10 protein-coding genes and 5 tRNA genes are annotated in these 13,601 nt (G+C 67.9%); 2 read left to right on the top strand and 13 right to left on the bottom strand.

What is annotated here, in order from left to right; all coding sequences use genetic code 11:
* Positions 1 to 33: 33 nt before the first annotated feature.
* The 13 genes from rplL to AB1L88_RS02675 form a co-directional block, all read right to left on the bottom strand.
* Positions 34 to 444 (bottom strand): 50S ribosomal protein L7/L12, encoded by a 411-nt coding sequence (gene rplL / locus AB1L88_RS02735; protein ID WP_367095095.1) that lies wholly within the window; start codon positions 442 to 444, stop codon positions 34 to 36.
* Between the two features lie 199 nt (positions 445 to 643).
* The gene (rplJ, locus tag AB1L88_RS02730; RefSeq protein WP_152052736.1) at positions 644 to 1,201 is read right to left on the bottom strand and encodes a 50S ribosomal protein L10; all 558 of its coding nucleotides are present in this window, start codon (positions 1,199 to 1,201) and stop codon (positions 644 to 646) included.
* Between the two features lie 49 nt (positions 1,202 to 1,250).
* On the bottom strand, positions 1,251 to 1,928 hold the full coding sequence (rplA, locus tag AB1L88_RS02725) for a 50S ribosomal protein L1 (RefSeq protein WP_367095094.1): 678 nt from the start codon (positions 1,926 to 1,928) through the stop codon (positions 1,251 to 1,253).
* 326 nt (positions 1,929 to 2,254) lie between these two features.
* On the bottom strand, positions 2,255 to 2,680 hold the full coding sequence (rplK, locus tag AB1L88_RS02720; protein ID WP_367095093.1) for a 50S ribosomal protein L11: 426 nt from the start codon (positions 2,678 to 2,680) through the stop codon (positions 2,255 to 2,257).
* 158 nt (positions 2,681 to 2,838) lie between these two features.
* Positions 2,839 to 3,738, bottom strand: a complete 900-nt coding sequence (gene nusG, locus AB1L88_RS02715) for a transcription termination/antitermination protein NusG (RefSeq protein WP_367095092.1) — start codon at positions 3,736 to 3,738, stop codon at positions 2,839 to 2,841.
* A gap of 129 nt (positions 3,739 to 3,867) precedes the next feature.
* The gene (gene secE / locus AB1L88_RS02710; protein ID WP_367095091.1) at positions 3,868 to 4,389 is read right to left on the bottom strand and encodes a preprotein translocase subunit SecE; all 522 of its coding nucleotides are present in this window, start codon (positions 4,387 to 4,389) and stop codon (positions 3,868 to 3,870) included.
* Between the two features lie 251 nt (positions 4,390 to 4,640).
* Positions 4,641 to 4,713 (bottom strand) — tRNA-Trp (locus tag AB1L88_RS02705).
* Positions 4,714 to 4,902: 189 nt separating this feature from the next.
* Complete coding sequence (gene tuf, locus AB1L88_RS02700) at positions 4,903 to 6,114, bottom strand: elongation factor Tu (protein ID WP_367095090.1); 1,212 nt, start codon at positions 6,112 to 6,114, stop codon at positions 4,903 to 4,905.
* Positions 6,115 to 6,317: 203 nt separating this feature from the next.
* Positions 6,318 to 6,390: transfer RNA gene (locus AB1L88_RS02695), tRNA-Thr, on the bottom strand.
* A 246-nt stretch (positions 6,391 to 6,636) separates the two neighbouring features.
* A tRNA-Gly gene (locus tag AB1L88_RS02690) sits at positions 6,637 to 6,707 on the bottom strand.
* A 177-nt stretch (positions 6,708 to 6,884) separates the two neighbouring features.
* Positions 6,885 to 6,966 (bottom strand) — tRNA-Tyr (locus tag AB1L88_RS02685).
* 113 nt (positions 6,967 to 7,079) lie between these two features.
* A tRNA-Thr gene (locus AB1L88_RS02680) sits at positions 7,080 to 7,152 on the bottom strand.
* 338 nt (positions 7,153 to 7,490) lie between these two features.
* Positions 7,491 to 9,164, bottom strand: coding sequence for a sigma-70 family RNA polymerase sigma factor (locus AB1L88_RS02675; protein ID WP_367095089.1), 1,674 nt, complete (start codon positions 9,162 to 9,164; stop codon positions 7,491 to 7,493).
* A gap of 694 nt (positions 9,165 to 9,858) precedes the next feature.
* On the opposite strand from AB1L88_RS02675, the gene AB1L88_RS02670 reads away from it, so the two are divergent.
* Together AB1L88_RS02670 and AB1L88_RS02665 are read left to right on the top strand one after the other, a co-directional pair.
* Positions 9,859 to 11,229: a hypothetical protein gene (locus tag AB1L88_RS02670; protein ID WP_367095088.1), complete on the top strand. Its 1,371-nt coding sequence runs from the start codon at positions 9,859 to 9,861 to the stop codon at positions 11,227 to 11,229.
* A gap of 372 nt (positions 11,230 to 11,601) precedes the next feature.
* Entirely contained in the window at positions 11,602 to 13,530 is a 1,929-nt protein-coding gene (locus AB1L88_RS02665; RefSeq protein ID WP_367095087.1) for a hypothetical protein, read from the top strand.
* Positions 13,531 to 13,601 lie beyond the last annotated feature (71 nt).

Genomic DNA, 13,601 nt, shown 5'->3' with positions numbered 1-13,601 from the left:
CGGCGGGGGTGCCGGGGCCGGCGTCGGGCGGGGTCACTTGATGCTGACGGTGCCGCCGGCGTCTTCGAGTTCCTTCTTGAGCTTCTCGGCGTCTTCCTTGGAGATGCCGGTCTTGATCGCCTTCGGGGCGCCGTCGACCAGTTCCTTGGCCTCCTTGAGGCCCAGGGCGGTGGCGGCCCGGACGACCTTGATGACCTGGATCTTCTGGGCGCCGGAGTTCTCCAGCACGACGTCGAACTCGGTCTTCTCGGCGGCGGCGGGGCCGGCCTCGGCGGCGGCGGCCGGGGCGGCGGCGACGGCCGCGGCGGCGGCCTTGATGCCGTGGACCTCTTCGAGGTAGTCGCCCAGGGCCTTGGCCTCGAGGACGGTCAGCTTGACGATCTCTTCGCCGAGGTTCTTGATGTTGTCGGCGAATTCGCGGGCGGGGGCATCGGCAGTGGCCATCGTTCGGCGATCCTTTCGTTCGGAGCGATCCGGTTGGTGCTCGACGCGGCGGGTCTCGTCGCCGGTCGGGCGGGATCGGTCGGAATTCAGATGAGATGAAGGAGGGTGGAGCTGGGCGGTCGGTTCGCCCGGCCCCGGTCAACGCAACGAATCAGGTCGGGGACGACGGCCGGGGGGCCGTCGACGGGTTGGATCGGGTTCAGCCTTCGGCGGGGGCCTCGGCGTCGGCCGGGGCATCGCCCGAACCTTCGGCGTCGGCAATGGCCTTGAGCTGTCCGGCGAGGCCGGCGGCCGGGGCATTGGCCAGGCTGACGACGCGTTGAACGGGGGCCAGGGCGAGGGCCACGGCCCGGCCGATCAGTTCTTCGCGGCTCGGCAGCTTGGTGATGTCGGCGACCTGGTCGGGCGAGATGATCACGCCGTCGACGGCGCCGCCCTTGATCTTCGGCTTCTCGAGTTTCTTGACCTGGGCCGAGATCTCCTTGGCCAGCTCGGCGACCCCTTCCCCGCCCCAGGCGGCCACGCTGGGGCCGCTGAGGTACTGGCGAAGGCCGCCGAGGCCGAGCTCGTCGAAGATCCGACCGGCCAGGGTGTTCTTGAGCACCTTGATGCGGATCGACTTCTTGCGGAGGTCGTTCCGGAGCTGGGTTTCGCTGATGGCGTCCAGGCCGCCGAGATCCAGCAGCAGGACCGATCGCGTCCCGTCGAGGTCGCGACGGAGCTGGTCCATCATCAGCTCTTTGACGTACTTGCTCATCGCTTTGGTCGTCGGCCGGGGGCCGCCTCCTGGTGGGTGCCGGCTCGGGTTATGCGACGACCCGGATACCCGGGCTCATCGTGGCCGAGATGGTGACCGACCGGATGTACTGGCCCTTGGCGGCGGCCGGTTTGAGAGTCTTCAGGTGGGTCAAGAACGCCTGGATGTTCTCGATCAGCCGCTGATCGTCGAAGCTCAGCTTGCCGACCGGGGCGGCCACGTTCCCGCCCTTGTCGTTGCGAAACTCGATCTTGCCGGCCTTGAACTCGCGGACGGCCGAGGCGATGTCGGTCGTCACGGTGCCGGAGCGGGGCGAGGGCATCATGCCCCGGGGGCCGAGCACGCGGCCCAGCGGGCCGACGATCCCCATGACATCCGGCGTGGCCAGGGCCACGTCGAAGTCCATGACCCCGTTCTTGATCTGCTGGGCCAGGTCGTCGGCCCCGACAATGTCGGCGCCGGCCTCCCGGGCCTTCTCGGCGTTATCGCCCTGGGCAAAGACGGCCACGCGCACGGTCTTGCCGATGCCGTGCGGCAGGGCGACCGAGCCGCGGACGTTCTGGTCGCTCTGGCGGGGGTCGATGCCCAGGTTGGTCGAGACCTCGACCGACTGGTCGAACTTCGTGGTGCCGAACGTCTTCAGCGCCTGGACGGCCTCTTCCAGCGAGATCGGCCCCGGGGGGGTTTGCTGCAAGAGGGCGCGGAAGCGCTTCGAATGCTTGGGCACTGTCGCTCTCCGTAAGGTGCGGAAAAGCTGCCGCCCCACGGTCGTCATCGGTCGCGAGCGACGGACGACGCCGGGACACCCGTGGCCCCCCGAGGGCCGTCTCCGGCGGGCGGTCGCGCCGGACGCGGGTGGGCCGAGCACTCATTTCGGGCAGTGCTCGGCCGGTGGATTCTTCGAGCATGGGCCTCATCCGACCGGATCGGGCCGGGCTCGCCGGCGCCGGGGCCCCGAGGGCGTCGGGATCGGTGGCGAGACCGCCCCGCGATCGGGGGTGAAGCCGGTCGGGATCGGACCGCGGTCGATCGGGCGGAGGCCGATCGACCGGGTCAGCCCTTGACCTCGACCCCCATGCTGCGGGCCGTGCCGGCGATGAGCCGCATGGCGTGGTCGATGTCTCGCGCGTTCATGTCCTGGAACTTCGTCTCGGCGATCTTGCGGACCTGATCGGCGGAGACGGTGCCGACCTTGGTCTTGTGGGGCTCGGCCGACCCGGAGGCGATGCCGGCGGCCTGCTTGAGCAGGACGGCGGCGGGGGGGCTCTTGGTGATGAACTCGAACGATCGGTCGTTGTAGACGGTGATCTCGACGGGGATGGTGGTCCCCTTCATCTCCTTGGTCCGGTCGTTGAACTGGGTGACGAACTGCCCGATGTTCACGCCGTGCTGGCCGAGGGCCGGGCCGACCGGGGGGGCCGGGGTGGCCTGCCCACCCGGGCATTGCAGCTTGATTTTTGCCGTGACTGTCTTCGCCATCGCTCTCTCGTACTCCGGGCAGTAGGCAGTAGGGGGTAGGTAGCAGGCAGAGATGAAGAGGGAAACGACCAGGGGGAAGCGTGCGCGATCGGCAGTGGTTCGCTGTCGCCAAGGCCTCTGCTTACCGCCTGCTGCCTGCTGCCGACTCCGTCAGAGATTCAGACTCGCTCGACTTGCCAGTACTCGAGGTCCACGGGGGTCGGCCGGTTGAAGATGATGATCATCACCTTGACCAGACCGCGGGCCTCGATGACCTCTTCGACCGTCCCTTCGAAGTTCTCGAAGGAGCCTTCCTTGATCTTCACGCGGTCGCCGCGTTCGAGGTCGATCTTGGGGACGGCCTTGGTTTCGCCGGGTTCCTCGGGCTTGAGGATCTTATCGATCTCGGACTGGCTCATCGGCGTCGGGGTGCCGTGGGCGCCGACGAAGTCGCCGACACCGGGGGTCTCCCGGACCACGAACCAGGTTTTCTCGTTGAGCTCCATGTGGACCATGATGTAGCCCGGGTAGCTCTTGCGCTCGACGGTGCGTTTCTTGTTGTTCCGGATCTCGGTCACTTTTTCCTTCGGGACGACGATCTGGCCGAAGTAGTTCCCGAGATCCTGGATCTTGACGCGGCGTTCGAGGGCGTCCCGGATCGTATCCTCGCGGCCGCTCTGGACCTTCAGGACGTACCAGACCAGCTCGGGAGGAGGCTCGTCGTCATCGAGGTCGGCGGGCGTCTCGACCTCTTCGGTGTCGACGTGATCGTCGGCTTCGGGATCGTCGGGGCCGTCGTCATCGGTGGCCTCGGCCAGTTGCCTGGCCTCGACCGCGGCGGGGGCGGGCTCGTCGGGCAGGGCCGATTCGGGCTCAGCCTCGGCATCGGCCTCGTCGGCGGGGGAGGCCGGCTCGGGGGTCTCGCCGGCCGGGGTGCCGCCGTCGGGCGCCGATTCCTCGACTTCGAAAAGGTTCGATGGGCCGACGGCTGAGCCGCGATCCGTCTCGGTCGGCTCCGACGGCGGGCCTGACTCGGGCTCGAGGGGCGGCTCGTCGTGTTCGTCGGGCGTCGTGCTCATCCGGCAGTCGGGGGTGGGAGTTCGGTTCGGAGCGAGTGGTGCAAGCAGAACAAGAGGGCAACGCGAACGAGGGGCGGCCAGGGAGGAAGGAGGCCGCCCGCCCGGCCGATTGCGCGGGTGTCCGCGGCGTCAGCCGGCGGAGCCGATCGCCTGGCCGGTCCCGGCCGAGACGTCGAGCACGCCGATCTGGTTGAGCAGGACCATCCAGACGTTGTCGATCGCGAACAGGTAGAACGAGATGACCAGCACGGTGACCAGGACGACGCCGGTGGCCCGCTTCAGGTCGTTCCGGCTGATCCAGGAGACCTTGTTCATCTCGGCCTGGGTGGCGATCAGGAAGTCGGCGAACGGCGGATAGTGGATCATCCGGAAGCTCAGCCAGGCGAACGCCGCAGCCAGGACGCCACAGATCCCGAACTGGACATAGATCTCGGTGCCATCAAGCGTGGCGAAGAGCCGGGTCACGCCGATGAGCAGGACGGCCGCCATGGCGATGCCGGTCCAGAGCCGGGCATGCCAGCCCTGCATCGGCTTGTAGAGCCCGGAGCTCAGGAGGGTGGCAAAAAACTGATTCTTGCCGCTGCGACGGGCAGACTTCTCCGAGGGCTTCGATGCACGGGTCTCGGTTGCATCATCCTTCACCTTGCCCATTCGCCCGACCCTCCCGAGGACGCGATCACGCCGCTCTTGACAGTGACTGCAGACGGAAACCCACGCTATCGAGTTCGCTTCGCAACGGCCCGATCGCTTCCCCCGGCGAGGTGACGGGCCTGCAAGGCCGGCCCCTGTTTGCGTCGCAGGACCGGGCCGCAGGCCCGACTCGTCGACACCGCCTCGATGGCCGCCGGAGGAAGACCCCGGGGGCCGCGGGCCTGCCGTTGAGGGAAGAGATCGACACGAAACACGAGCGGAGGGAATCGAACCCCCAACCCCCGGTTTTGGAGACCGGTGCTCTACCAGTTGAGCTACGCTCGTACGGAAAACCGGGCCGAAGGGTTCATTCGTCCCGGGAAGGTCGCGGCCAGGCGACGGGAAGTCGCCGTTCCTTGATCCATCGGACATCCCGGCCGACGCGAATCGCCCGGGAAAGGCGAGGCGTCGGCCGGGATGAGTGGGTCGTCGGGTATCAGCGCACCGAAGGCGCGGCGATCGGCGTGGGTGGCGTCACTCGATGATCTTGGTGACGACGCCGGCGCCGACGGTCTTGCCGCCTTCGCGGATGGCGAAGCGGAGGTTCTCCTCCATGGCGATCGGGGCGATCAGCTCGACGGTCATCTTGATGTTGTCGCCCGGCATGCACATCTCGGCCTCGCTGCCGTCCTCGGACAGCAGGTTGACGATGGTGCCGGTGACGTCGGTGGTCCGGAAGTAGAACTGCGGCCGGTAGTTCTTGAAGAACGGGGTGTGGCGGCCCCCCTCGTCCTTCGAGAGGACGTAGACCTCGGCCTCGAACTTCGTGTGCGGGGTGATCGAGTTCGGCTTGCAGATGACCTGGCCGCGCTCGAGCTGTTCCTTCTCGATGCCCCGCACGAGCAAGCCGACGTTGTCGCCGGCCCGGCCTTCGTCGAGGGTCTTCTGGAACATCTCGACGCCGGTGACGGTCGTGTCCATGTTGGCGCCGAAGCCGATGATCTGGACCTTGTCGCCGACCTTGACGATGCCGCGGTCGATCTTCCCGGTGCCGACGGTGCCGCGGCCCTTGATCGAGAAGACGTCTTCGACCGGCATCAGGAACGGCTTGTCGATGTCGCGGACCGGCTCGGGGATGTAGCTGTCCATCGCCGCGACCAGCTCGAGGATCGGCTTGGCGGCGGTGTCGTCCGACGGGTTGTCGTACGCCGGCTTGGCCGACCCGCGGACGATCGGGATCTCGTCGCCGGGGAACTTGTAGTGGGTCAGCAGGTCGCGCAGCTCGAACTCGACGAGCTCGAGCAGTTCCTCGTCGTCGACCAGGTCGACCTTGTTGAGGAAGACGACCAGGGCGGGCACACCGACCTGACGGGCCAGCAGGATGTGCTCTCGGGTCTGGGGCATCGGGCCGTCGGCGGCGGAGACCACCAGGATCGCGCCGTCCATCTGGGCGGCACCGGTGATCATGTTCTTGATGTAGTCGGCGTGGCCCGGGCAGTCGATGTGGGCGTAGTGCCGGGTCTCGCTCTCGTACTCGACGTGGGAGACGGCAATGGTGACCGTCTTGCTGGCGTCGCGGACGGTGCCACCCTTGGCGATGTCGGCATAGGACTTGGACTGCGCACCGCCACGGGCGCCGAGGACGGCCAGGAGGGCGGCCGTCAGCGTGGTCTTGCCGTGGTCAATGTGCCCAATGGTGCCGACGTTGACGTGCGGCTTCGTGCGAACAAAGGTTTCCTTGGCCATCGGTGCTTCCCGTCGTCTCCTGGTTCTGGAAAGCGAGGTGGGGGGTATTAGCCCGTCGCCCCGCGAGGTCCGGCGGTAGTCGGCCGCGTCCCGAACCGGGGTCGGGTTCCGCCGGGCGTCGGTCGGCGCGGTCCAAAAAAGGGATCGATTCGCCGACCAATCGGACGGGAACCGATCCGGGTCATCATGCTTCGTACAGGGAAAGCTGCCGGTGGGATTCGAACCCACGACCTCGTCCTTACCAAGGACGCGCTCTACCAACTGAGCCACGGCAGCAAAGGGGGGCGTGAACGAGGGTCTTCTCGCGTCAACGCCGTGTTCGGTGTGAGTGTCTCGTGAAGCAAACCTCGTCGTCTTCGATCCGTTTCAGTCGTGGTTCGGGCGTCTGATCTCGATCCGGATGGCCCGCCTTCCCGGCCCGCGTCTGTCATCCGATCCGACCCGAGGCTGAAGGCCAGGCCCCGGGGCATTGGCCTCGCAGGGAGGGGCGAACACTCAGGGCAAGGGCCGGCAAATCGGGAGAGCGGGTGATGGGAATCGAACCCACACAGCCTGCTTGGAAGGCAGGGGCTCTACCATTGAGCTACACCCGCAATGGGGCCAGCAGATGCCGAGGTCCGCGCCAGTCGGTTCGAACCGGCGAATGCGAGAGTCGGTCGGTCAGGCGAGCGAATCCTCCTTCAATCCCTTCTGTTCGGCTCTGCGGCGGGCCCGTCTCTGGGGACCATGGCCGGGACGGAAGCGGGCCGTTCGATCGTGAGTAGTCGAAGTGGGTGGTGCAGGATTCGAACCTGCGAAGGCTGAGCCACCAGATTTACAGTCTGGCCCCTTTGACCGCTTGGGTAACCACCCGATCGTCGTTTTAAGTCGTCGTCGTTTTGAGTCGTCTCTGCTCTGCGAGTCTGGGCTGCGTGCGAATGTTCGATGTTTCGACCGACCCGGATCGCCTCGACGCGATCCGGCAGAGCTGGCGGTGAGAGTCGAACTCACAACCTACGGTTTACAAGACCGTTGCTCTGCCAGTTGAGCTACGCCAGCGAGATTCCGGGCAGCGGAAAAGTCAGAATTTACCGTGACTTCAGGCCGATTGCAAGCGATTTTCTCCGCTGAATCGTTGGAATCGTTCGGCCGGGCGGATCGACGGAGTTTTCTCGCCACGATTCCAGGGGGCATGGTACCGCGCCCGAGGCGGGGGGAGCAAGGGGACCCCCGCCGTTCTTTCGCGGCGGAGTCGCATCGAGGGGATCGACACCGCGCCGCGTCCCGGAGCCCGGGTCGTGCGGCCCGGCCGTCCTTGATCCGGCCGTCAATGCGAGCCGCCGGGGACGAGCGAGCGTCCCCGGCGGCAGGAAGGCGAGTCCCGGGCGAGGGTTGCGTCAGAACATGGGCAGTTCCATGCGCTCCTCGACGGCGATCCGGCGGAGCTTCTCCTGGGCCCGCGACTCGATCTGGCGGACGCGTTCCTTGGTGATGCCCAGCTCCCTGCCGAGCTGCTCGAGGGTCATCTCGCGGGTGCCGTCGAGGCCGTAGCGGGAGATCATGATCCGCCGCTCGCGGTCGTCGAGGCGGCCGAGCATCCCCTGCACGGCCTCGACGTTGCGGCGGTGGGCGACCTCGTACTCGTGCTCGTCGATCCGGCCGTCGGCGGCCGACTCGAACATCTCCTCGTGGCCGGTGACGAAGCGGTCGCGGCGGTAGTTCTCCTCGGGGATCGTGCGGGCGAAGTTCTTCATGATCGCCCAGCTCGCGTAGGTGGAGAACTTGTTGCCGCGGGCGTAGTCGAATTTCTCGACCGCGCGGATCAGGGACATGTTGCCGTCGGAGACCAGTTCGAAGAAGTTGTTGCTGGGGCCGACGTGCCGCTTGGCGATCGAGACGACCAGGCGGAGGTTGGCCCGGATGATCTGGTTCTTGACGGCCAGGGCCTCGTCCTGCAGCCGGTCGATCTCGTCGAGTTCGGCGGTCTTGGCCTTGTGCGGGTCGAGCTTCTCGCGGCGCAGGTGGGCCTTGTACTTCAGGAAGTTCATCTTCCGGAAGAGGTGGGCTTCCTGCTCTCGGGAGAGCAAGGGGACCTCGTACAGGCTGGCCAGGTACGGCGGCAAGCCCTTGGGGGCCTTGACCTTGCGGGGGGCCTTGCCGTCGGCCGGCACGGGCATCTCGGCGAGGATCTCGGCCGCGGCCTTCGGGTCGTCGAAGCTCTCGTTGTGCATGTATTCGAGCTTCGTCTCGAGCAGGCGTTCGGCGCGCAGCTCGTTCAGGACCCGATAGATGCTCGATCGGGTCCGGCCGTATTGCTTGGCCAGGACCTCCACGGAGGTCCCGGTGCGGAACTTCCGGTAGATCTGGGCCCGGGCTTCGGTGTCGAGCGGGCCGGTCGAGCTGGGGAAGATTGCTCGGTCCGGATGCTCCCGGTCGTAGGTCTTCAACGTCATGCGAATGGTCTCAGGAGAGCGGGACATCTTGCGTGCAATCCTCCGGGCGATCTCGGCGAGGCTGGCCTGCCGGACCGCAGCCATGCGGCGGGCGCGTCGGATGATCTCGTCGCGCTCCGCGTCGGACAACTGGCTGAAACGAGTCCCGCGATCGACCTGTTCGCGGTGCTCCGACACGAATCGATCCAAGCTGGATTCCAGGAAACCGACTTTGATGCGTCCTTCGACCCGGAAGTGCCGGGCCACGAGCCCCTGGCGCCGCCAGCGGTTGACGGTCCGGGTCGAGACCCTGTACCGCCGGCTCACGTCCTCGACCGTCAGGACCGGCTCGGTCGCCTCGTCGACGGGCTGGCCGACGGTGCGCGACAGGTCTTCGACGTAGAGCCGGAGATCATGTCGGACGTCGCGGCCGCTGATCGTCAGCAAGGAGGACGAATCGGCCCGGTAGCCGGTGATCCGGTAGCAGAGGAATTCGAACGGGTAGACCTTGCCGCCTTCGATCTCGGCCAGCAGCCGCTCGGCGCGGTCCAGTTGTTCCAGCCGACGCTCCCGGGTGGCCGAGCGCGTCTGCTGTTCCATCAACTGCCGCAGTGCTGGGTGGCGATAGGGCTGGCTCATCCGTGCTTCGCTCCCGGGCTCACGACGAATCCCGGTTGAGGACTGTTCTCACAACGTTGCGGACGACTGTAATAGTTCGGACGCTTTCGGCCGTGACGAAGGTTCCGTCTGTTCATCTTTTCGTCGAAACCGGGCATTGAGTTCGGCCTTCACCCTGGATTCTTCCCGAAGAACCCTCTGTTGTGTCTCTAGAGTTCGGAGTGGGGAATGGGGGGCGAAGTTCGCCCTCTCACCTCGATGTCAAGGCTGAACCGACTCCCGCATCCGTCCGCAAACGACGTACCCGTGACCGGATGGGGCGGGGCGTTGGAAGAGGATCGCGGGCTTAAGTCATCCATTTTCCGGGAGTTGCGTGATCCGATCGCCGCGGGTCGGGCGGGGCTCGGGCCGGCTTGCGACGCAGATTGGCATGAAGGGGATGTCGATTTGACATCTTCGGAAAGAACCTTCCCCGGATGCATCGCGATCGGGGGGGACGCCGCGGCGTCCGGCTCCTACCTATTCGAGCCTCCCTGCGGCTTTGCGGCAAAAATCCGGAAAATTTTCGGGAAACGACGGTCTTGCGGTCGAAATTCGAAGACAAAGGGGAAATGCGATCACGTTCGGCGCGTCGTTTTCGTGGTTGACTCGTCTCCGCCCGCTGCAGAGCGTGGGGGGATGGTCCGTTCCTGGAGGCGGGAGGAGAGTGATCGGGATGCGAAGCAGGCACCGGCTCGGCGGGCTCTCGGTGGCGGCTCTGATGCTGGGGACGGCCTGGTCCTTCGGGGCTCGGGCGGCCGAGGAGGGGCCGGTTGCGCTGGTCGAGCGCCTGGAGGTCGGGGATCGGCTGCGGGTGCTGGCCACCCTCGACGCCGAGGGACGCTACCGCCCCGGTGAGGCGACGGAAGACACCCCCGTGACCCCGATCGAGCTGACCGTCTCCACCCGGATCGAGTCGAGGGATCAGGTGCTCGCGGTCGATGCCGAGGGCCTCCCGGCCCGCCTCTGGCGCCAGGTCGGGCGGGCGAGCGTGGAGATCGGCGGGCCGGAACCGATCCGGCCGCAGACGATCACCCTGCGGCCCGAGGTCTCGTCGTTGGTCGTCGATCGAGCCGGCGGACCGGGCGGCCGGGTCGTCGCGGCCAGCCCCCAGGGTCCGTTGACGCGGGCCGAGCTGGACCTGGTGCACATGCCCGCCGACCCGATCGGCGTGCCTGCCTTGCTGCCCGAGGCCGGGGCCGAGGTCGCTCCCGGCGACCGCTGGCCCGTGCCCGACGCGGTTGCCCGGTCCATCAGCGGCTACGACGTGCTGGCCTCGAACACGGTCGAGGCCACGCTGCGGTCGGTGGACGACGAGTCGGCCGAGGTCGAGCTGGCCGGGGCGATCGCCGGCGCCGTCCTGGGAGGCCAGGGGGAGATGACGATCACCGGGTCCTTCCGGTTCGATCGCCGGGCCGGCCGGGTCAGCCTGGTGACGATCGAGCGCGACGAGCGCCGGGAACCGGGGCCGGTCGAGGCGGGCCTGGAGTTCCGCAGCACGATCTCGATCGAGCGGGGCGAGGCGGCCGATGAGGACGCCGGCGCATCGCCGCCGACGGTCCCCGAGGCGATCCCCGACGACTGGCTCCTGCTTCGTTACGCCTCTCCCGACGGGCGCTACACGCTGCAGCACGACCGGGCCTGGCACCTGTTCTCGGAAGACGATCAGCAGGTCGTCTTGCGGCGGGTCGAGGCGGGCACGGTGGTCGTGCAGGCCAATCTCGTGGCCGGGCCGACCGTCGAGCCGGGCGCGCAGCCGAAGGCCGAGCGATTCCGGGACGACGTGAAGAAGGCGCTCGGCGATCGGTTCGACCGGATGATCGACGCCGGGGCCGTGACCGCCCCCGAGGGGGAGTTCCGCTACCGCCTGGCCCTGGCAGGCCGGCAGGGGGAAGAGCCGATCGTCTGGTACTATTACCTTGTCTCGGACGCGAAGGGCCGTCAGGTGGTGGCGATCTTCACGCTCCGGGCGTCGCAGGTCGATCGCTTTGGCCGGCGCGATCAACGGATGATCGGTTCGTTGCGCTGGTTGCCGGGGCGCCCTTGAGGGTCGGCAGTCGATCCGGACGGCGCCGTGACGAGGCACTCCGGCCGATCCTCTCGTGGGTTCTCGCACGGTTTCGATGCAATCCGCCATTGTTTCCCGATGTTCTGATGGCCTATGCTCAATTTTGATCATGAATGGTCGGCACGCGTGTTTCACAATCACGCCCCTTCGGCCTGCGGTTGAGCGGGTGTTCGCGTGGGAAGAGGGGCGAGGCGAGGCGGATCGAATCGGATCGGATCACCCGGCGAGGTGCCTCGGCGTCTCGCCCGCACTGGTTTCTTTCTCTCGGGTGTTTGTGCGTTGATCCCGGATCGTCGGGGGTCGCCAGATCATCAAAGAACCGGCCCGGGCCCGGGCCGGAGGAGATGGGACATGAGGAGCAGGACGACCATGCCGGCGCCAGGCCGACGAGCCTTCCGACGAGCACTCATCGGGATCGCCGCCCTGACGCTCGCCCCGGCCTTCGAGCCGGCATCGGCGAGGGCCTGGCAGGCCGGGGCCGCACGCCCGGCGCCGCCGATCGAGTCGGGCAGGCCCGCCCCGCCGCTCGACCGCGGCCGACCGGAGTCGGCCCCGCCGGGGTTCTCGGACCGCCCGGCCCCCGGGGTGGGCGATCCCGGCCGGGACACCGGGCGGCGCTATCGGTTCATCGAAAGCTACGCACAGCCCGATGCCAACGACAGCGGGATCGGCCCGTATCAGGTCGCCTTCGTCGAGAACCTCGACCGGTCGTTCGAGCAGCCCGGCCAGGCTCCCGAGCGGACGCAACTGGTCGCTCGGGCCATCGTGGTCGAACGGCCGGCGCGGGTGGGAGGCGTCGAGAATCGGACCGTCTCGGCCCTGGTCCGGTACTACCAGACGGTCCAGCTGACGAAGGATGGCGTGCCCGACACGTCGGCCGACGGGCCGGCCGGGCTGGCCGGTCAGACCCTCTGGCTCCAGGATGACGGCCGGCCGGCGCCGACGATCCTGACCCTGCCGGGGTCGGCCCCGTTGAATCAGGAGCAATTCGGCTTCGCGGCCATTCAGCAGGTCGACCTGCCGAAGCTGGGGGGCCTGCTCTCGGTGCTGCACCAGGGGGTCGGTTCGAGCTGGAACGTCCCCCGAGACGCCGCCGAAGCCCTGGTGGGTGACGTGATCCTCGACGGCTCCCTGGTGGCGACCTTCGAGGAACTCCTCCCCCCGACCGAGACCGACCAGAACTCCCGGGCGGTCATCCGGGTCAGCGGCCGGGTGCAACTGGTCAGCGCCACGACGGCCGTCAACGCCCAGCTCGAATTCGCCTTCGTCGACCCGGAAACCACGCTCGACGGGCCGCAAGGGGGCGGGCAGGTCAACAGGCTCGAACCCCGGATGATCGACGCGCAGGGGTCGATCAACCGCCTCCTGCTCGCCCAGCGCGACGTGGTCGAATTCCCGGACGCGACGGGCCGGATCGGCATGCGGGCGACCCAGCTCCGCGAGCTGAACCTGGAGCGACGGCGGACCGTGCCGGCCGACCTGATCCCGCCGTTTCCGAACCCGCCCCTCGAACCGAACCGTCAGAATTCCTGGGTCGTCTTCCTCGACCCCGACGACCGCTTCCAGTTCGAGCACCCGCAGGATTACCGCCCCGCCCCGGCCGACGAACAGGCCGGCGAGGACGTCGTCTTGCAGCGCGTCCGGACGGACGGCGTGCCGGATCACATGACCTTCGTCTTCCATCCCCGGGGAGAGGTGCCGCCCGAACTGCGCCCCGACCCGTTCGTCCAGCGGATGGTCGAAGGGTGGCGGTCGATCCCCCCGCCGGGCGTCCAGGTCGGCCAGGGCTCCGAAGGCTGGCTGCCCGAACCGGAGTGGGGAGGCAAGCGGGTTTACCGGCTGGAACTCCCCCTGACCTACTCGCCCGAAGCCTTCGCCGTGCAGGATGCCGGCCGGGCCTATTCCTCCGCCTATCTGGTGCAACTGCCCAACGGCTCGGCCCTGGAGCTGATGAGCCTGACGGAGGGTTCCCCCGCCGAGTTCCGCGAACAGGTCGAGGAGATTCTCCGGTCGTTCCGGGTCGATCCCCCCTCCCCTGCGGCCCCCCGGGCGGGCGTCCCCGCTCGACGGCCGGGCGCGAACGCCACGCCGGCCCCGGCATCGGTCCCGGAGCCGGAGCCGGAGCCGGAGCCTGGAGCGGAACCTGGACCAGGGGCGGACGTTCCCCCCGTCCAGCCCGGGACAGGCATCCCGCCGGTCGAGCCGGAAGAAACACCGGCCCCGCCGCCGACCCTCGACCCCGACCCTTCGCGTCGGCCGCCCCCGCCGCCGATCGACTGATCTCCTGCCCTGCCCTTGTCCCGTCCCGTCCTGTTTTGGGGCGGGGCGAACGCCAGGGCCGAGCACGACCT

It is taken from the genome of Tautonia sp. JC769 (assembly GCF_040717455.1).
Classification (GTDB): domain Bacteria; phylum Planctomycetota; class Planctomycetia; order Isosphaerales; family Isosphaeraceae; genus Tautonia.
The sequence above is the reverse complement of the archived record's forward strand: the minus strand, read 5'-3'. Positions and strand labels throughout refer to the sequence as shown.

Coding starts and splice junctions, on each gene's coding strand:
- rplL (WP_367095095.1), bottom strand. CDS start 444: ATGGCCACTGCCGATGCCCCCGCCCGCGAATTCGCCGACAACATCAAG.
- rplJ (WP_152052736.1), bottom strand. CDS start 1,201: ATGAGCAAGTACGTCAAAGAGCTGATGATGGACCAGCTCCGTCGCGAC.
- rplK (WP_367095093.1), bottom strand. CDS start 2,680: ATGGCGAAGACAGTCACGGCAAAAATCAAGCTGCAATGCCCGGGTGGG.
- nusG (WP_367095092.1), bottom strand. CDS start 3,738: ATGAGCACGACGCCCGACGAACACGACGAGCCGCCCCTCGAGCCCGAG.
- secE (WP_367095091.1), bottom strand. CDS start 4,389: ATGGGCAAGGTGAAGGATGATGCAACCGAGACCCGTGCATCGAAGCCC.
- tuf (WP_367095090.1), bottom strand. CDS start 6,114: ATGGCCAAGGAAACCTTTGTTCGCACGAAGCCGCACGTCAACGTCGGC.
- AB1L88_RS02675 (WP_367095089.1), bottom strand. CDS start 9,164: ATGAGCCAGCCCTATCGCCACCCAGCACTGCGGCAGTTGATGGAACAG.
- AB1L88_RS02670 (WP_367095088.1), top strand. CDS start 9,859: ATGCGAAGCAGGCACCGGCTCGGCGGGCTCTCGGTGGCGGCTCTGATG.
- AB1L88_RS02665 (WP_367095087.1), top strand. CDS start 11,602: ATGAGGAGCAGGACGACCATGCCGGCGCCAGGCCGACGAGCCTTCCGA.